19 protein-coding genes are annotated in these 18,773 nt (G+C 29.8%); 12 read left to right on the forward strand and 7 right to left on the reverse strand.

What is annotated here, in order from left to right; genetic code table 11:
* Positions 1 to 188: 188 nt before the first annotated feature.
* The 6 genes from rpoZ (at position 189) to OIF36_05245 (ending at position 6,550) form a co-directional block, all read left to right on the forward strand.
* The gene (gene rpoZ, locus OIF36_05220; GenBank protein ID MCV6599854.1) at positions 189 to 575 is read left to right on the forward strand and encodes a DNA-directed RNA polymerase subunit omega; all 387 of its coding nucleotides are present in this window, start codon (positions 189 to 191) and stop codon (positions 573 to 575) included.
* 5 nt (positions 576 to 580) lie between these two features.
* Positions 581 to 961: a holo-ACP synthase gene (gene acpS, locus OIF36_05225; GenBank protein ID MCV6599855.1), complete on the forward strand. Its 381-nt coding sequence runs from the start codon at positions 581 to 583 to the stop codon at positions 959 to 961.
* A gap of 3 nt (positions 962 to 964) precedes the next feature.
* Positions 965 to 1,735, forward strand: a complete 771-nt coding sequence (gene lepB / locus OIF36_05230; protein MCV6599856.1) for a signal peptidase I — start codon at positions 965 to 967, stop codon at positions 1,733 to 1,735.
* A 1-nt stretch (position 1,736) separates the two neighbouring features.
* A complete protein-coding gene (rnc, locus tag OIF36_05235; GenBank protein MCV6599857.1) occupies positions 1,737 to 2,402 on the forward strand; it encodes a ribonuclease III in 666 nt (221 codons plus the stop codon).
* A gap of 240 nt (positions 2,403 to 2,642) precedes the next feature.
* Positions 2,643 to 5,456, forward strand: a complete 2,814-nt coding sequence (ileS, locus tag OIF36_05240; protein ID MCV6599858.1) for an isoleucine--tRNA ligase — start codon at positions 2,643 to 2,645, stop codon at positions 5,454 to 5,456.
* Positions 5,457 to 5,605: 149 nt separating this feature from the next.
* Positions 5,606 to 6,550, forward strand: a complete 945-nt coding sequence (locus OIF36_05245; GenBank protein MCV6599859.1) for a hypothetical protein — start codon at positions 5,606 to 5,608, stop codon at positions 6,548 to 6,550.
* A gap of 111 nt (positions 6,551 to 6,661) precedes the next feature.
* Here the strand turns inward: OIF36_05245 and OIF36_05250 are convergent, their stop codons facing one another.
* Complete coding sequence (locus OIF36_05250) at positions 6,662 to 6,934, reverse strand: LysM peptidoglycan-binding domain-containing protein (protein MCV6599860.1); 273 nt, start codon at positions 6,932 to 6,934, stop codon at positions 6,662 to 6,664.
* 869 nt (positions 6,935 to 7,803) lie between these two features.
* On the opposite strand from OIF36_05250, the gene OIF36_05255 reads away from it, so the two are divergent.
* The 4 genes from OIF36_05255 to OIF36_05270 are packed head-to-tail and all read left to right on the forward strand — an operon-like array spanning position 7,804 to position 12,385.
* The gene (locus OIF36_05255; protein ID MCV6599861.1) at positions 7,804 to 8,919 is read left to right on the forward strand and encodes a mechanosensitive ion channel; all 1,116 of its coding nucleotides are present in this window, start codon (positions 7,804 to 7,806) and stop codon (positions 8,917 to 8,919) included.
* On the forward strand, positions 8,919 to 9,779 hold the full coding sequence (locus OIF36_05260) for a divergent polysaccharide deacetylase family protein (GenBank protein MCV6599862.1): 861 nt from the start codon (positions 8,919 to 8,921) through the stop codon (positions 9,777 to 9,779). The genes OIF36_05255 and OIF36_05260 overlap by 1 nt, the downstream gene beginning before the upstream one ends.
* 1 nt (position 9,780) lies before the next feature.
* Complete coding sequence (locus OIF36_05265; GenBank protein ID MCV6599863.1) at positions 9,781 to 10,485, forward strand: biotin--[acetyl-CoA-carboxylase] ligase; 705 nt, start codon at positions 9,781 to 9,783, stop codon at positions 10,483 to 10,485.
* The gene (locus OIF36_05270) at positions 10,478 to 12,385 is read left to right on the forward strand and encodes a ComEC/Rec2 family competence protein (GenBank protein ID MCV6599864.1); all 1,908 of its coding nucleotides are present in this window, start codon (positions 10,478 to 10,480) and stop codon (positions 12,383 to 12,385) included. The genes OIF36_05265 and OIF36_05270 overlap by 8 nt, the downstream gene beginning before the upstream one ends.
* Here OIF36_05270 and OIF36_05275 read toward each other — a convergent pair.
* The 3 genes from OIF36_05275 to fabD form a co-directional block, all read right to left on the reverse strand.
* Positions 12,375 to 12,923 carry a hypothetical protein gene (locus OIF36_05275; protein MCV6599865.1) on the reverse strand — a complete coding sequence of 183 codons (549 nt, stop codon included), beginning with the start codon at positions 12,921 to 12,923 and terminating at the stop codon, positions 12,375 to 12,377. The genes OIF36_05270 and OIF36_05275 overlap by 11 nt on opposite strands.
* A 142-nt stretch (positions 12,924 to 13,065) precedes the next feature.
* On the reverse strand, positions 13,066 to 13,530 hold the full coding sequence (locus OIF36_05280) for a peptidylprolyl isomerase (protein MCV6599866.1): 465 nt from the start codon (positions 13,528 to 13,530) through the stop codon (positions 13,066 to 13,068).
* A gap of 89 nt (positions 13,531 to 13,619) precedes the next feature.
* Entirely contained in the window at positions 13,620 to 14,558 is a 939-nt protein-coding gene (gene fabD, locus OIF36_05285) for an ACP S-malonyltransferase (GenBank protein ID MCV6599867.1), read from the reverse strand.
* A 203-nt stretch (positions 14,559 to 14,761) separates the two neighbouring features.
* Between fabD and OIF36_05290 the strand changes: the two genes are divergently transcribed.
* A complete protein-coding gene (locus tag OIF36_05290) occupies positions 14,762 to 15,355 on the forward strand; it encodes a hypothetical protein (protein MCV6599868.1) in 594 nt (197 codons plus the stop codon).
* A gap of 4 nt (positions 15,356 to 15,359) precedes the next feature.
* Here OIF36_05290 and dut read toward each other — a convergent pair whose 3' ends face one another.
* From dut to OIF36_05305, 3 genes are read right to left on the reverse strand one after another with little or no spacing between them, the layout of a single operon-like run.
* Positions 15,360 to 15,785: a dUTP diphosphatase gene (dut, locus tag OIF36_05295; GenBank protein MCV6599869.1), complete on the reverse strand. Its 426-nt coding sequence runs from the start codon at positions 15,783 to 15,785 to the stop codon at positions 15,360 to 15,362.
* Complete coding sequence (ffh, locus tag OIF36_05300; GenBank protein MCV6599870.1) at positions 15,786 to 17,174, reverse strand: signal recognition particle protein; 1,389 nt, start codon at positions 17,172 to 17,174, stop codon at positions 15,786 to 15,788.
* A 16-nt stretch (positions 17,175 to 17,190) separates the two neighbouring features.
* Positions 17,191 to 17,601, reverse strand: coding sequence for a GcrA family cell cycle regulator (locus OIF36_05305; GenBank protein MCV6599871.1), 411 nt, complete (start codon positions 17,599 to 17,601; stop codon positions 17,191 to 17,193).
* Between the two features lie 148 nt (positions 17,602 to 17,749).
* Here OIF36_05305 and OIF36_05310 point away from each other — a divergent pair, with 148 nt between their 5' ends.
* Entirely contained in the window at positions 17,750 to 18,754 is a 1,005-nt protein-coding gene (locus OIF36_05310) for a hypothetical protein (GenBank protein MCV6599872.1), read from the forward strand.
* The last annotated feature ends 19 nt before the right edge of the window (positions 18,755 to 18,773 follow it).

The raw sequence follows: 18,773 nt of genomic DNA on the forward strand, positions 1-18,773 counted from the left end.
AAAAAGACAAGACATCTTTTGATAAATATAGAATCGCAAAAACACTATATTTTAAGCATTACAAAATAATAAAAATAAATTCAAGTATTTGATTAATAAGGATTTATAAAAAAAGTTCTTGGTATAATCAATAAAAATAAATTATAATAGCTCTTAATTACTAACAAACATTAAGGAGAAAAAATTAAATGGCTAGAATTACAGTTGAAGATTGTTTATCAAAAGTTGATAATCATTTTGATTTAGTAATAGTTGCTGCTAAAAGAGCAAGACAAATATCAAACGGAGCTTTTGTTGATTATGATGGAGAATTTGTATCAAAAGAAGATAAAGCTGCTATTATTGCTCTAAGAGAAATTGCTCATGACTTAGTATCAGTAGATGAACTAAAAGAAAATGTTATTAAAGGATACAGAAAAATATCTGAAATTGAAGAAGCTAATGACTTTGAAGAAGATATCGAGTTTGATAGCTTCGACGATCCTGAAATGATATCAGCTAATGTAGAGGAAGAAATCAAAGAAGACGAACTATCTATATTAGATGAAATAACAGAGGAAGCTGATAAAGCTTAATTACCATGATATTGGGGATAGGTACAGATATAGTAAACATATCAAGAATAGAAGAATCAATCAATAAATTTGGGGATTCTTTTATAAAGAGATGTTTTACTGAATCGGAAATAGCTGAGTCCAATAAGAAAAAAGAAAGAGCCTGCTTTTTTGCAAAGAGATTTGCAGCTAAAGAGGCTTTTTTCAAAGCATTAGGGACAGGATTTACTCATAGAGTATCTTGGCAAGATGTAAACATTAGCAATAATGAATATGGAAAACCAGAAATAGAAATATCAGGAACATCTAAAGATATTTTAGAAAAAATTTCTAAAGATGCTAAAATATTTATATCTATGAGTGATGATGCTCCTTATGCAACAGCTACTATTATAATTGAGGGATAGGTAATGAAACACAAAACTAATAGCTCCAGCAATATAAAGCAAAAAATTAATGAAAACTTTAAAGCGATAACTTTTGCTTTAATTGCAGCATTAACCATAAGAACATTTGCTTTTGAGCCCTTTAAAATACCTTCTTCATCAATGGAGCCAACACTATTAATTGGAGATTATTTATTTGTTTCCAAATTTTCATATGGCTACAGTAATATAGCTTCTTTCTTTGGATTTAATATAATAGACAAAAACACTAGAATATTTACATCTAAATCTCACATGCCTAGAAGAGGTGATGTAACCGTTTTTAAACTACCATCAAACCCTAAGATTAATTATATAAAAAGAATCATGGCTATACCTGGCGATAAAATCCAAATAAAAAATCAAGTTGTTTATATTAATGACAAACCTTTAAAAAAAGAAATGCAGGGAGTGTTTTTTAATGAAAAAGGAGAGAAATTCAATAAATATAAAGAAACAACTTTATCTGGCAAAACATATAATACTCTTGAATACATAGAAAATGAATTATATGATAACACTGAAGAATTTTATGTTCCTGAAGGTCATTATTTTGTAATGGGTGATAATAGAGATAGATCCGCTGATAGTAGAACACCTCAAATATCATATCCTTTTGTACCTTTTGAAAACCTGGTAGGTAGAGCAGAGGTATTATTCTTCTCTATAAATAATAATGATAAAAGCAATAAAACATCTATATTTGGAGTTAAATTAAATAGGCTATTTAACTTAATAAACAAAGAAAGAATCTAATATGGAAAACTTAGAAGCTAAATTAAAATACAACTTTATAAACAAAGAGCTATTAATTAATGCATTGATACATTCAAGCTCAAAGAAGAAGAAAAATTCTAAAGATAATGAGAGATTAGAGTTTTTAGGAGATAGAGTTCTTGGACTTATTATAGCAGAAAGACTATTAGAGAAATTCCCTAATGAAAAAGAAGGAGATATTGCAAAAAGACACACATCTTTAGTTTGCAAGGGAGCTTTAGCAAAAATTGCTAACAACTTGAATTTAGGGGATTTTATAACTATGTCAGAAGGAGAGCTCCGTGAAGGTGGCGATAAAAATGACTCAATATTAGCTGATGCCATGGAAGCTATTTTAGGGGCTATTTATCTAGATTCCAACATAGATTCTGCAAAAGATGTTATTGATAGATTTTGGGACTTTGATGCAAACATAAAACCTCCTGTAGATGCTAAAACAGCATTACAAGAATGGGCTCAAAGCAAAAAGCTAGGATTACCAATATATAAAATGGTTGGGAGAAGTGGATCCGAACATAGTCCTGTCTTTGAAATAGAAGTATCCGTAAAGAATTTCAAAACAAGCAAAGGGCAGGGCAAGAACAAAAAAGAAGCTCAAAAAAATGCTGCTCAAAACTTATTAAATTTAATAGAAAATATAAAATAATTTTTAGAGATAAATTACAAAGCATTATCTATTGACTTTTATATAAATATAAGCTAATATCTCGCTATTATGAAATTTAATAAACAAATTATTATACGAATTATAAACCCGACTTCCTTATAATCTAAAAAGGAGGCGGGTCAAAACTTGGAACAGCATAAAAGCTTTCAATAAAAAAAATCAAGAACAAGTATTATTTACATATAAATTTTATCGATATAAAGGAAAAAGATAGAGAAAATGGAAAAAGATTATAAAAATTCGGTAATCCTACCAAAAACAGACTTCCCAATGAGAGCAGGGCTTGCAAAAAAAGAACCTGAAATACTAGAAAAATGGGCAAAAATAAATCTTCAAAAAAGAATGCAAGAAGATTTTAAAGATAGACCTAAGTTTTACTTACATGATGGACCTGCATATGCAAACGGGCATATCCATATGGGACATGCATTAAATAAAACTCTAAAAGATGCTGTAAATAAATACCAACAAGTAATTGGTAAAGATGCTTCTGATTATGTTGTAGGTTTTGATTGCCACGGACTTCCTATAGAATGGAAGGTTATGGAAAACTATAAAACAAAAGGTATTGAACCTGAAGATGTAGATACTCTTGAATTCAGAAAAGTTTGTAGAGAGTTCGCTACAAAATATGTTGGACTACAAACAGATGACTCTGTTAGACTTGGTGTTTTCGCTGACTGGGAGAAATATTATACAACAATGGATGGAGTTGCTGACTCTAATATCGTTAAAAATATTCATAAATTCTTATTAAGCGGATCTTTATATAAAGGTGTTAAGCCAGTTATGTGGGCAATTCCTGAAAGATCAGCTCTTGCAGAAGCAGAAGTTGAATACTTAGAACATAAATCAACTACTATATGGGTGAGATTTACTGTTAAACAAACAAATTGTGAAGCTATTGATGGAGCAGATATAGTTATTTGGACAACTACTCCATGGACAATGCCTGGAAATAGAGCAGTAGCATGCCATCCAGATTTTGAATATGGTGTTTATGAGGTAAAAGCTGTTGATGACAGTCAAGCAACAGCGATAGCAGGAGATAAACTAGTATTATTAAAAGAATTAGCAGAGGCTACAAAAATAAGTGCAGGAATCACAGAAATGGAAGAAATCGCAACTGTTAAAGGTAGCGATATTGTTGGAAGCATTTGCTCTCATCCTTTTGCTGCTGAAGGAGAATACTATCAATTTGATGTCCCTGTACTAGAAGCTGATTTTGTTACAGCAGATACAGGTACTGGTTTCGTACATATCGCACCGGGACATGGTCCAGACGATTACTTCTTAGGGCTAGCAAACAAAATTGAAATTCCTGATACAGTTGGTGAAGATGGTAAATTCCTACCTCACATCCCAGTATTTGCAGGAGAACCAGTTTATACAGCCGAGGGTAAAGAAGGAACTGCTAACGGAATATCTATCAGAACACTATTTGCAAACAGAAAATTACTTGCTAAAGGGTCTGTAAGACATGAATATCCTCACTCATGGAGATCTAAATCACCAGTAATATTTAGAACAACTCCACAATGGTTTATCTCTATGGAAGAAAATGGCTTAAGAGACAAAGCTATGAAAGAAATAGATAATGTTAAGTGGTATCCAGAACAAAGCATTAATAGAATTAAATCTTTTGTTGGTAATAGACCAGACTGGTGTATTTCTAGACAGAGAAAATGGGGAGTTCCTCTATCTTTATTTGTTAATAAAGAAACTGGTGAAGTCCTAAGAGATCAAGAAGTTTGTGATAGAATTGCTAAAGCTTATGCAGAAGGAACTTCTGATGTATGGTTCTCTACAGACAAACAAGAATTCTTAGGAGATAAATACAAACTTGGAGACTATGATGTAATAAATGACTTAGTTGATGTTTGGTTTGATAGTGGATCTACATGGAGTTTTGTAATGGAGTCAAGAAACCCACAATCTTTCCCTTGTGACTTATACCTAGAGGGCTCAGATCAACATAGAGGTTGGTTCAACTCATCAATGATTGTTTCTGTTGGAAACAGAGGAGTATCTCCATTTAAAGCTTGTTTAACAAATGGCTTTACAGTTGATGAAAAAGGCTTAAAAATGTCTAAATCTGGTGGAAACTCTGTATCTCCATTAAAAGTTATGGATGAGCAGGGAGCTGATATTCTAAGAACATGGGCTGTAAACTGTGATTACTGTGAAAATACAAAAATCGGTAGAGATATTCTTAAACAACAATCAGATGTTTACAGAAAAATTAGAAACACTCTAAGATTCTTATTAGGTAACTTAAATGGATACACTTCTGCTGAAGAAGTAGCATTTAACGATATGCCTGAATTAGAGAAATGGGTGTTAAACAGAATGACAACTCTTGATGCAGAATTAAGAGAAGACACAAAAACATACAACATGAAAGGTGCCTTCGAAAAAACATATAATTTCTGTATAAATGAACTATCATCTTTCTACTTAGATATCAGAAAGGATTCTTTATACTGTGATTCTGAGAGCGATATTAAGAGAAGAGCTTGTAGGACTGTATTAAATAAATTATTTGATTTCCTATGCATCTGGTTATCTCCTGTAATTTCTTTCACTGCTGAGGAAGCTTGGGGTCAAAGATATGGAAATGATAATGATTCTGTATTTTTACATGCTGCTGCAGAATCTCCAGCAGAATGGAGAAATGAAGAACTTGAAGCTAAATGGAATAAGATTAGAGAAGTTAGAAAAGCAATTACACCTCAAATCGAACTTCTTAGAGCAGAAAAAACAATAGGGTCTTCTTTACAAGCTAAACCTATTGTAAAAGTTTACAGTGAAGAATTATTCAAAACTCTATCATCTGTTGATATGGCAGAAATCTGCATCACATCAACTTGTGAGCTAGTTGAAGCAGAATTAGATGGAGTTGAAGAAAAAAACTTCGATATAGCTATAGAAACCGCATCTGGAGACAAATGTGAAAGATGCTGGAAAGTTCTAGAAGAGGTTGGTAGCCAAGGTGAACCAATCTGCAATAGATGTAAAGATGCTTTAAAATAATAACTAAAAGCATTTACAATTATAAGAAACTCTGAGGTTACAATAAACCTTAGAGTTTTTTTATACAAATAATCAAAAAGTTAAGTTGAAAAAGGTGTTTTTTTATGATATACTAATTTAATAATTTTAAATCAAAGGGCGGCAATCCTATGAAACAACATATCAAATCAATTTACAAAGAGATTTTTAAGGTCATTTATCCTAATAAAAAGAATTTACTTTACTTCTTTAATATGAACAAAGAAGTTAAAGCTGTATTAGAATCTATAACAGCGAAAGATATAGATAAACTTTTAGAAAAAATGACAACTAGTTATAAGTTTAAAAAAGACATACGAACATCTTCAAAAATTTTAAGAAATTTAATAACAGCTCCTAATTTTGGAGAAAGTCATATTAATACTTTACTAGATAACAATTTAGCATTCTTTAATGTTGTCACAGATTCTCCAGAGTTTAAACCTTACCAATCTAATGAGTTTATAGAACAATGCCCATGTGAAATGGACTCTGTCCACTATTTATTACTATTCTTAGAAAGAAAAAGAAAGAATAGGGGGCTATTAGGGAAAAAACAAATAGATTTACTATTAGAGAAGTCTATTGAATCATTAAAAATAGAAAGAACAACAAAAAATGATCTACATTTTTGGAAATTTGTAAATAATATCAGTCATTGTCCTAACTTTACACAAGAGCATCATGATTATATTATTGATAATCTTAGATATGGATATACAAGAACACCAAACATTATAGAAACATTTAAAAAGCATACTAAGATATTTAAAATGACACAAGCGAGAAAAAATACTTTATTAAAAGTAACTACCCATCCTCAAAGATTGAAAGTTAAAAACATGCTAAATGGAATAAATACTCATACTTGTAACTTTACAGATTCTCGCATATTAAAGAAAATAACTCCTATCAACTGTTCAAATAACAGTAAATGTATTTGTAATTTATTAGATCCTACAAATAGCAATAAAAAGAAAGCTACAGATACAAGTAAAATTAAAATTATAATTAGAAAAAAAGAAAAACTTAAAAGAGAAGTTATTTTGTCAGCAAAAACAGTTCCATCAATATAGTAAATATACATACATATAATGATAAAAAACCCACCATTTAGGTGGGTTTATTTTTTAGAAATTAATTAAAATCCCAAGGATTTATAGCAAATTTGGAATTTTTAATCTCTATTAATTTTTTTTTACTGTTTCTGGCAGTTTAATCATTTGATTTGGGTAAATCATATGAGGATTCTTAATTGTATCTTTATTTAGATCATAAATATGAACCCAATCACTTTTACTACCATATTCTCTAGCAGCAATAGATTGCAAGCTTTCACCAGATTTTACTCTATACATATCATAAGACATGTCTGCAGGTTTTGTAGCTGTTGTTGCAGCACAAGCTTGTAATAATAGAGCAGAAGCTAGTAGTACAGCCATTTTTTTAGTTTTAAGCATAATATTTCTCCTTTTTTATAAAAAATTAATTACCGAACACAAAACAAAGAAGAAGTTTAATTCCTTCCTTACTTAAGTTAAGTTTAAAACAAGAAACCATAAAAAGCAATGAAAAACTTTCTTTAAGCAAAAACATATCATAAAACAAGATAAAATATTAAAACACTTTTGAGATTAGAACACAGCCCCCCATAAAACCACCAACTTTATTTAACATAATATATCTTATCCGACAAAATCTATAATCAAAACATCACTTTAAACACCCTTTTCCACACAACTAAAGCATTGAAAAATAATGCTTTTTATAGCAAGTGTGGATAACTATGTTAGTTATTAAAGCTCCGCTTAAAGAAGCTAATTACCCTGTGGATAAAAATTTTAATCATTTTTTAGAACCATTTTCATGATGCTTTTTATATAATCACCCAATAAACACTCTTTTTAGCCCTATTTAGCACTCTTTTTGTTAAATTATACATCATTATACAACCGTTAAAAAACCCTCTAAAACCAAGGTTTTAGAGACCATCTTCCCTGTTTCACAAAATAAATTAATAAATTAACTTATTTGTTTAACCTATTGTTTATAAAGAAATATATACTTAAAGTTAAAGCTTGTATTTACATCGTGAAGAAAAAAGAGATAATCAAAGGTGGTAAGGTGAAAAATTACTATTTTAAAGCACCTTTTTATAAATATTAAAATTTGTCAATTTTCCTTAACTTTTGCAAAAAACTCATTTTCAGGCCTCAAATTATTTTTCTAGACACAAATCCCCTTCCCTAACCTTAAAAATTGACTTTACTTTTAAAGCAAACTATTTTATAGTTTTTAGTAGAGTAATTAAAAAACATAGGAAAAACTCGTGAAAAAATTATTTTTTATACTATATATAGTGTCAGCTTTATTAATATCAAATAACTCAAAAGCTGAAACACTAAAACAAACACCTCACATTACAGTGTCTGTAAATGCCTCAACACCAGAGCAAAAAGAAAAATTAGCTAATTTTCTAAAAGAATACTCTAATGAAGAAAGCTTTTCTAAAAAAAATACAAATAGAAACAATCAAAGCATAATATCAAAAGAGAATATAAAACGAATCTTTGAATCAAATCTATTTAAAGATTTTGGTAAAAAGTTAGTAAAAATAATATTGATAATAACAATAATTAGCTTCATCAAAAAAGTGATTAAAGCTACAATGAGAATAACAATAACAAATATAGATAAACAAAAGAAAATAACAGCTAAACAAAAACAAAAAGCTCATACAATACTGCCATTAATAAACAATACATTAAATATAATATTCTTTATATTAACTCTTTTAATAGTTTTATCAGAACTAGGGATAGATATAGCTCCATTGCTTGCTGGTGCTGGGGTAATCGGTTTAGCTATTGGTTTTGGAGCTCAAACTCTTGTAAAAGACTTTATAACAGGATTCTTTATACTACTAGAAAACACTATTTCTGTTGGAGATATAATATCAATAGGAGGTTTATCAGGTAAAGTTGAATCTCTATCTATAAAATCAGTCGTATTAAGAGACCTACATGGAACAGTTCACACAATACCGTTCAGTGAAGTAACTACAATATCAAATAAAACTAAAGACTTTTCATTTGCTGTTTTTGAAATAGGAGTTGCATACAGAGAAAGCATTGACCAAGTATTAAAAGAAATCAATAAGATAGCAAAACAAATGTTTAAGGATAGTGAAATATCTAAAAACTTATTAGGCAAAGAAGTAGAAATATTTGGGGTAGAATCTTTAGCAGATAGCTCTGTTATTATAAAAGGCAGATTTAAAACTAAAGCAGGTCGCCAATGGGATGTAAACAGAGAGTTTAATAGAAGAGTAAAATCTAAGTTCGATGAATTAGGAATAGAAATACCCTTCCCTCACACAACAATATACTTTGGAGAAGACAAAGAAGGTAGTTCTCCAGCTTTAAATGTAAAGGTAAATAAATAATGATAAAAATAAACAAACAAGATGTAATTAAATATCTAGGATTTACAGCTTATCTAATATTAATACTAGCTGTATCATGTTGCTCAGCCTATATGAGAATGAAATTCAAACAAGAGTTACAAAAAAAACAAGCCCCTGTAATTCTTAAAAAAAATGAAGACAACTCATTAACACCAAAAAAAGCAAAAGAGGAAGAAATACATAATTCTATAGCTATTGTAATAGACGACTGCGGCATAGAAAAAGATAACACTCTCTATATATCTAATAATTTCCCTAAAGAAATATCTCTATCTTTTTTACCTTATGCCAATGATTTACAAGAGCAAGTAGATATAGCAGCAGCTAATCAGCACGAAATAATGCTACATCTACCTATGGAAGCTATTTCTTATAATGAAAAAGGAATACAAACACTAAGAGAAACATGGGATGATGATAAACTTTTAAAAGAAACTATTAACCATCTAGATAGCTTTGAAGGATATAGATCTGTCAACAACCATACAGGGAGTAAATTAACTCAAAATCATGATAAGATGTTAGTTGTACTTAATGAACTAAAAAGAAGAAATCTACCTTTTCTAGATTCTGTTACTATCAGCTCTTCAATAGCATATGAGACAGCACAGGAAATAGGTTTACCAACAGCAGAAAGAAATGTATTTATAGACCACAAAAATGATATAGAGTACATAATAAAACAGCTAGAAAAAGCTGAAAAAATCGCTAAAAACAATGGGTTAGCTATAATCATAGGACATCCAAGAGATAATACAGTTGTTGCTTTAGAGGCATGGTTAAAAACTATAGCAGAAAGAAATATTAATTTGATACCTGTATCAAAAGTATATAACTAAAATGATTATAATTCAGAAAAAAACAATATCTTCTACAAATAATAAAGCTCTAGAATTAACAAATTCAAGCAAAAAACCAGAATTTGGCACAATGATAATAGCAGAGGAGCAAACTAAAGGCAGAGGAAGATATCAAAGAAAATGGGTATCAAATAAAGGAAACCTATTCTGCTCTATTATACTAAATTATAAAAATTGTTTTGAACAAATAAATCAAGTATCTTTTGCTAGCTCTATTGCAATATTAAAAACACTAGAAAAATTTGGTGTTGAAAATATTTCGCTAAAATGGCCAAACGATGTTTTAGTAAATGGCAAAAAGATTTCTGGAGTACTTATTGAAACCAACGGTAAAGCAGATGGATCTATGATTGTAGGTATTGGAGTTAATTTAATTCATTATCCTAAAGAACAAATACATTATTCCGCAACTTCACTATTAAATGAAACAAATAAAAAAGTTGCTCCTATAGATTTTGCTATTACCCTTAGAGAAAACCTAATTAAATATTCCGAATTAAGCAATATAAATGAAGAATGGTTTAAATATGCAGCAAATAAAAACAAACCTATAACAGTTAATTTAAAAGATAAAACAATTAAAGGGATTTTTACAACAATAGATGAGCAAGGACATCTAATCTTAATCAATGATAAACAAGAAAAAATTAAGATATCTTCAGGAGATGTTTTCTTAAATGATTAAAAAAGCAATAGACATTATAAAAAGATCTCTTTTAGATGAGGTTAGCAATCTATTTTTACTTACACCTGTATTTGTAGCCTTGGGAATTCATATTTATTTTAAATATTTCTTTAAGAGTTTTTTTATACAACCTATATACATATGCATAGTATTTGCTTACCTATCTGCTATATGCAGAAAAAAACATTACTTAAACTTAATAAACATAGCTATCTTTTTATTTACTCTGGGGTTTTCTTTAATACAGATTGAAGCTATATCTAAGCATAGCCTTGCAATATCAGAAAGAAAAGTTGAGGCCTATGTTGAAGGCAGAGTCAAACAAGTTAAACAAAAAACCAACTCTACAAGCATTATAGTAAACTTAAATCAAGAATCTATACAAGACATCCCTAACTCTCCATTAATAGGAATTAAAAATGTATCAGTTAAAATAACTAGCAAGTCTGAGATTCCTCAAGTAAATGATGAGATATATTTAAAAGCCATACTAAATCCACCTACTCCGCCTGCCATGAAGGGAGCTTATAACTTCGCAAGAGCATCATATTTTGATGAGATAGGTGCAACAGGATATGCAATAAGTAGATTATACTTTATAAATAAAAATCCTCAAACATCGCCTCTTCAAAAAGTTAAAAATAAAATAAAAACAGATACAAAAAAGTATTCTAGCAACAATGACAATTACACTTTAATAAATAGCTTTATGCTAGGAGAAAAAAAATCAATTACAAAAAAAGCAAAAGATCTTTTTAGGCACTCAGGAATATCTCATCTTTTATCAATATCAGGATTACACATATATCTAATATTTGGTTTTATTTTCTATTTTTTCAGATATTTATTTAGTATAAGCGAAACAATTACTTTAAATATAAACATTAAAAAAATAGCAGCTTTTATATCCATAATAAGTACATTATTATATATAATATTAATTGGATTCCCTCTTCCAGCCATACGATCTTTTATAATGATATTCATAGTACTTTTAGGCATATTATTTGACAGAAGAGCTATATCAATGAGAAGCATAGCAATAGCAGCAACTGTTATATTATTAATATATCCAGAAAGTCTAATTTCTGTTAGTTTTCAAATGTCATTTGCAGCCGTAACCGCTCTTGTAGCTTTTTATGAATTCATTAAAAACAATAACAAACTAAGATCTAAAGGTGCGAAGAGGTATATTTTAGGAATTATTACCACATCAATTATAGCTACTTTAGCTACAAGTCCAATATCAATATATCACTTCCAAAACTTAACACCTTATGGAGTTATAACAAATCTACTGGTAATTCCCTTAGTATCTTTCATATTAATGCCATCTATAATATTATCATATATTTTAATTCCTTTTAAGTTATCATTTATAACCCTAAGCTTGTCTGATAAAGTCATGAGCATTATAATGGATATAGCTAACTATATAACAAATTTAGAGCACTCTTATATAATTGTAGCAAAGCAATCAGAGCTATCATTCACTATATTTATTTTAGGGGGATTATTTGCTTGTTTGTTTAAAGAGAAGATAAGAATAATCGGAATTATAATGCTATTTACATCACTCCTATTAAGCTTTATACACACTGATAAGCCAGATATTATTATATCTCCATTTGCAGATATAATAGCTATTAGAAGAAGTGATAATAAATTAACATTTTCAAGCACTCGCAAGCACTCATTTACATCTAATATAATAGCTCATATAAACGGGCAAACAGAAATACTTCCATTTTCTGAAAACAATTTAATAAAATGTAATAATCACAAATGCTATTATACAAAAAACAATATATCTATTGACATAGAATCCCTAAAAGGGAAAAGATATGCTCAACAAATATATATTAAAAATGATGTTGTAGAAACAAAAGCTATAAAGTAAACTCTCTTATACTTAATGCCCCTTGTTTATTAGTCATTTCACCATTTCTAAGCTTTTCTTTAGCTAAATGAGCAGAAATCCTAGCATCAGTAGCATATAACACTTCTCGTATATGAGAGTTTTTCTTAAAGTCAGCTGGTAAATTTTTCTTCATCTCATTAAATGACGGGATACTTAAAGATCGCACCATATGTTGAAAGATACTATTATCTCTCTTCAATATTTTCTGGGGGATATTATCAATTACTTTTCTTAGGTAATTATCATAATTAGGATGATCGCTAACCATTGCTTTAGTAGATATATAATAAAACATTTTTTCATATGTTTCTATATTATTTTCATTTATATCTGCTTTTTCTTTTATAACATTAGCTAATTTATCTAGTTTATTTACATCACATTTTCTAATTGAATCAAAAAGCATTTTATTTGTCAGTCTATCATTATCAATTAGATATTCAATAAAATTTGGCATTTGTTCTGGAGTGCTTTTTTCAAATCTAGAAACTGTGATTAAAAAAATATTATTTCCCATGTTTTTTTCTCTTTTCTTATTTAAGTTAATGAGGCATTATATCATAAAAAAGCAATATTGTCAAAAGGTTGCATAAGCAACTTCCACAAACAAAAAAAGCTCTCCTTATCAGAGAGCTTTTTAATTATAAAATTATTGTGAATTAATCTATAACTTCCATTTTAATAATTTTATCTGGGTTCACAGGAGGCTCACCTCTTTTGATATTATCAACAAATTCCATACCTTCAGTTACTTCACCCCAAACAGTATATTGACCGTTTAAGAAATATGCAGGTTTAAAACAAATAAAGAATTGGCTGTTAGCAGAGTTAGGCATTTGAGATCTAGCCATACCAACAGTTCCTCTGTTAAACTTAACATGATTAAATTCTGCTTTTAAGTCTGGCTTATCACTACCACCCATTCCTGTTCCAGTTGGATCACCTGTTTGAGCCATAAACCCATCTATAACTCTATGGAATACGATACCATCATAAAACCCTGATTCTGCTAGTTCTTTAATTCTAGCAACATGTTCTGGAGCAACTTCTGGTAAAAGTTTAATTACCACATCTCCATCTTTTAGAGTCATTTTAATTGACTCTGCTTTTGCATTTTCTGACATTAATAGTCCTCCAATAATTGTTAATACATATAATATTTTTTTCATCGTTCTTTCCCTTTATTATCATCGTTAAAAAAAGTAAAAAAGAATTAAATTTCAAATTTTTCTATATCTGATACAGATCCTACTGCTACACCTTTGATAGATTTATTAATTCTTCTCACAAGACCAGAAAGAACTTTACCAGAACCAATTTCAATTTGTCTTTCAACACCTTGCTCTGCCATAAACTGAACAGATTCTCTCCATCTAACTCTACCTGTAATTTGCTCTAAAAGAAGTTTTTTAATTTCTTCAGGCTCTGTAACTGGAGAAGCTGTAACATTTGAAATAACAGGAACTACTGGAGCATTAAACTCCGTATTCATAATAGCTTCTGTAAGCTCTTCTTTAGCTTTTTCCATCATTGGACTATGGAAAGGTCCACTAACTGAAAGAATAACATATCTTTTTGCACCTTTATCTAGAGCGATTTCCTCACCTCTTTTAATTGCATTTACATGACCTGATATAACAATTTGCCCATCAGAATTATCATTAGCTATTGTGCAAACCTCTTCTCCTTCACTAGCTTCAGTAACAACTTCTGCTACTTGCTCTGGAGTCATCCCAATAACAGCGGCCATACCACCTAAACCATTTGGAACCGCTCTTTCCATAGCTTCACCACGAAGTCTAAGTAATTTAGCAGCATCTGTAATAGATAAAACACCCGCAGCACATAAAGCACAGTATTCACCTAATGAATGCCCCGCTACAAACTCTGCATCATCTTCTATATCAACACCCTTTTCAAGTTGTAAAACTTTTAAAGTAGCCATAGACATAGCTAATAGTGCTGGTTGAGCATTAACTGTTTTTGTTAACTCTTCTTGTTCCCCATTGAATATAAGTTCTGATAACTTCTCACCAAGAGCTTCATTAACTGTGTCAAAAACTTCTTTTGCTTCTTCAAAATTATCATATAAGTCTTTTCCCATACCTATTACTTGAGATCCTTGTCCTGGGAACACGAAAGCATTTTTCATATATTAATTCTCCTTTTAAATTGTTTATCTTATTTAATATAATGTTATTTATAATGATTACAACTTTTATATAATGATGTCAAACAAAAATATCTTTTTTTAATTAACATTATTCTCAAAAAAGATACAGCATAATAATTATTGATTTTTAACATAAAATATATTATATTATTACTTAATAATACGAGAAAAAGGTGTAAAAAATGGAAAATAAAACTTATTACGAAATAAATTTTAAAGCTGTAAAAAGTGATTTAACAAAAGAAATATCAACTTACCTATCTAAAGCACAAATCAAAAACAATCCAAATTTAAACAAGCTTTACTATCAAAAACAATTAATTAATGATTTTAGCATTGATTTCTTACTATCAGCAACAAATTGTAAAATTAAAGCTGACAGTTTTTCAGAAACTTACTTGAAAAAATTACTCATAAATACTCCAGAAGTAAAAAGCTTAAAAGACGGCAATAACTCTGAAGAGGATAAACGAAAAGTATTGCAACTAATTGATAAATCTGTATCAAACAGCTTTAGTTATAACAAAGCATTGTCTCCTGAAAGAATTGCATATGAGCTAACAGCTAATATATTAATAAATGAGTGTCGAGACACAGCTCTAGAACCTGAAATTATAAAAAGACAAGAAAGTGCTAGAAAATCTTATAAAAAAGCTAAAATTCAACTACAAGAGAACAATACAGAAGCTAACAGAGCAGGTATTGGAAGAGAAGCAATTCACTTAAGAAATACAATTTCCTTTAAAAGTATATTTGAAGAGCAATACTCTATTTAGAACTCTATAAACCAGAACTTCCGAAACCTTTAGAACCTCTTGTAGTTTCATCGTGTTCATCTACTGTGATAAAATTAGCTGTATAAACAGGACGAATTTCTCCTTGAGCAATTCTATCATACTGTTTAATTTCAAAATCATCATTAGAATGATTAAATAAAACTATTTTTATCTCTCCTCTATAATCACAATCAATAACTCCAGCACCTGTATCTATAGCGAATTTTGCTGCCAAACCACTTCTAGGCTTAACTTGCATCATATATCCCACAGGTATCTCCATATACACACCCGTAGAAATAATAGCTTTTCCCTTAGCAGGTACAATAGCATCCTCATTAGACTGTATATCAAAGCAAGCATCTGTTGAGTGATTACATTTCCATTCCAATTCTGGATTATCTTTTTTAATTTTTATATCTATTTGCATTTATAACTCCTTATTTAGCCTTTTAATATCTGATACACTAGGCATACCACCATTACCCATTAAAGGAGCAAATTGTCTCATCATTCCTCCCATACCCATCTTTTTGAATTTCTTCATCATATTTTGAGTTTGTTTAAATTGTTTAAGCAGTTGATTAACTTGAGAAACTTGCACCCCTGCTCCATTTGCTATTCTTATTTTTCTTGAAGCCTTAATTATATCAGGGTTTAACCTCTCTTTTATAGTCATAGAAGATATTATAGCTTTTTGTTTTGAGATAATATCGTTTCCTAAGTTATTACCTTCCATGGCCTTTTGCAACTTACCAGCACCAGGCAACATCTTCATAACTCCGGAGACTCCCCCTATTCTCTCCATTTGTGTCATCTGAGAATAAAAGTCATTTAAATCAAACTTACCTTCTTGCATTCTGTCACTCATTCTTTGAGCTTCATTTACATCAATGTTTTCTATTGTTTTCTCTACAAAAGAAACAACATCCCCCATATCTAACACTCTATTAGCTATTCTATCTGGATGAAAAAACTCTAAGTTTTCAATTTTTTCACCAACACCAATAAATTTTATAGGAACATTAGTTATGTGTCTCATTGATAAAGCAGCACCACCTCTAGAATCACCATCTACTCTAGTTAAAACAGTACCAGTTATACCTACTGCTTCATTAAAATTTTTAGCAGTGTTAACAGCATCTTGTCCCGTCATAGCATCAAGCACTAATAGTGTTTCTGCAGGATTTGCCACCTTGTGTATAGATTTGATTTCTGACATCATTTCTGCATCTATTGACAATCTACCAGCTGTATCTAATATTAACACATCACATGCAGTGTTTTTTGCTTCCTTAATAGCTCTTTTAGCTATATCTTCTGGTTTTTGTCCTTCAACTATCTCTAAACTATTAACCCCTATTTGTTCAGCTAGAATCTCTAATTGTTTTTGAGCAGCTGGTCTATAAATATCCAGAGAAGCTAATAATACTTTTTTATCTTTTTTCAACAAGTTAGCTAATTTAGCTGAAGTTGTAGTTTTACCAGAGCCTTGCAAACCAACCATAAGAACAATGGCTGGGGGAGCAACATTTAAGTTAAGTCCTTCCGATTTTTCTCCTAGTTTTTTTACCAACTCATCATTAACTAGTTTTATAACTTGCTGACCAGGGTTTATACCTTTAATTAAATTTTGCCCTATAGCTTTTTCTTTTACCGATTTTACAAAATCTTTAGCAACGGGCAAAGCAACATCAGCCTCTAAAAGAGCTATTCTAACCTCTCTTAAAGCTTTTGTAACATCTTCTTCTTTTAAAACTCCTTTGGCTTTTAGAGAAGAAAAAACATCTTGCAGTTTATCTGAAAGCTTATTAAACATGAAGTTAAAAACCTATCTATCTTTTATTAGGAACCTGATATGCCTCTGTAGCATGCTTATCACAATAAGGACACCCTTCTAGAGCTTTTCTACCACAAAAATGAAAGTCTTCATCTTGAGGATCTCCTAAAGGCCATCTACACATTCCCTCTTTTATATCTAAAATAGAGAACGATTTTGCATCCATTAAATCCGAAACATCATCTAAAGAGTCATTATCTACCACTACACTTTTTTTAGTAGTTTTTGCTTTCTTTATAGGAGATGGTCTTTTTTCAAGCCCTAGCCTATTAGCTTTACCAATAACAGAGTTCCTTGTTATTCCACCAAGAGCTTCTGCTATATCAGCAGCTGTTTTACCTTCATCCCACATCTTTGTAAGCAATGCAACATTTGCATCATTCCAAATATTTTCTTTTTTTGCCATAACTCTTCCTTTTAAAAAAATTTTATATACATACATTTAGCATAATTTTTGGCTTTTTGCAACAACAAATAAAACATTTTGACATGTTGTTTGTTTTATGATATTATTAGTAATATTTTTATAAAAAAACCAATTAGAAGGAAACAAAATGCTTAAGTACTGGAAAGAAAAAAGACTAGTAAAATCGTTAGAGTCTAAAAAGACAAGTATAGAAGAAAAATATAAAATAATATGTAAACTTAACTTAGGTTATAAAAACTCTCATAGAGCCTGTTTGGATTTTATGAGTGACCAAATGAGAACTCCTAACAAATGGTATACTTTTGTTTCCTCATTTGGAATTAATGATATTATATATCAAGATGCTTTAAAAGAAGAAGGCGAGCCTATAGGTATAATATCTCTACCTGCTCTTTTAATGCGAGAGGCGATTAGTAAAAAAGAGAACATAATAGACATCCAGGGGCTTATAAGCTCAAGTAAAAAAAGAGCATTTATTATGAACCTTATAAAAAACTGCAATCAAGATTCAGAAAGAGAAATAGATACATTAATAAACTTTGCAAAGACTCCAGAATTCAGTTATTTTATACCTGATGTATTAGAGAAATTAGCAAAAGATCAAAAAAATACGAACAAGATTATAAGCTTAATCCCAAACTCTAAGACTCCGGACAACTTAAAAACAATTTTAAAAGCAATTAATGAAGCAGCTCATATTAAAGATAAAAAACATTATAGAAAACTCAATTTATCATTAATGGATTCTTTATTCGAGATAGATAAAAATACAAGCGAAGCAGAACAAGAAGAGTTTTGCGATATAGCTTTCAATGAATTAGCTAAATGCGATAATAAAGGTATAGTTAAAGCATCTATGGCTTTATTAGAAATATCTTCGAATAAATCTGTTAAGAAAAGAGCTATACTGCATAAAATAATACATAAGAATATTAATGAACACTCAGAAAGCGATATTCTTTTTGTTTCTAAAATTATAACATCTAAAGAACATAACAATAATTTTAAAAATCAAGCTATACTAGCTCTTAACAAGATGAAAGTAGAGCATAAAGAACAAACTGTTGGCAGAATTGTTTTAGATATATCATCTAAAGCTAAAAAAGCTAAACCAGCAATGCAATACAACTAAAAAAAAGCCCTTATCAATA

This window comes from Alphaproteobacteria bacterium (genome assembly GCA_025800285.1).
In the GTDB taxonomy this organism is placed as follows: domain Bacteria; phylum Pseudomonadota; class Alphaproteobacteria; order JAOXRX01; family JAOXRX01; genus JAOXRX01.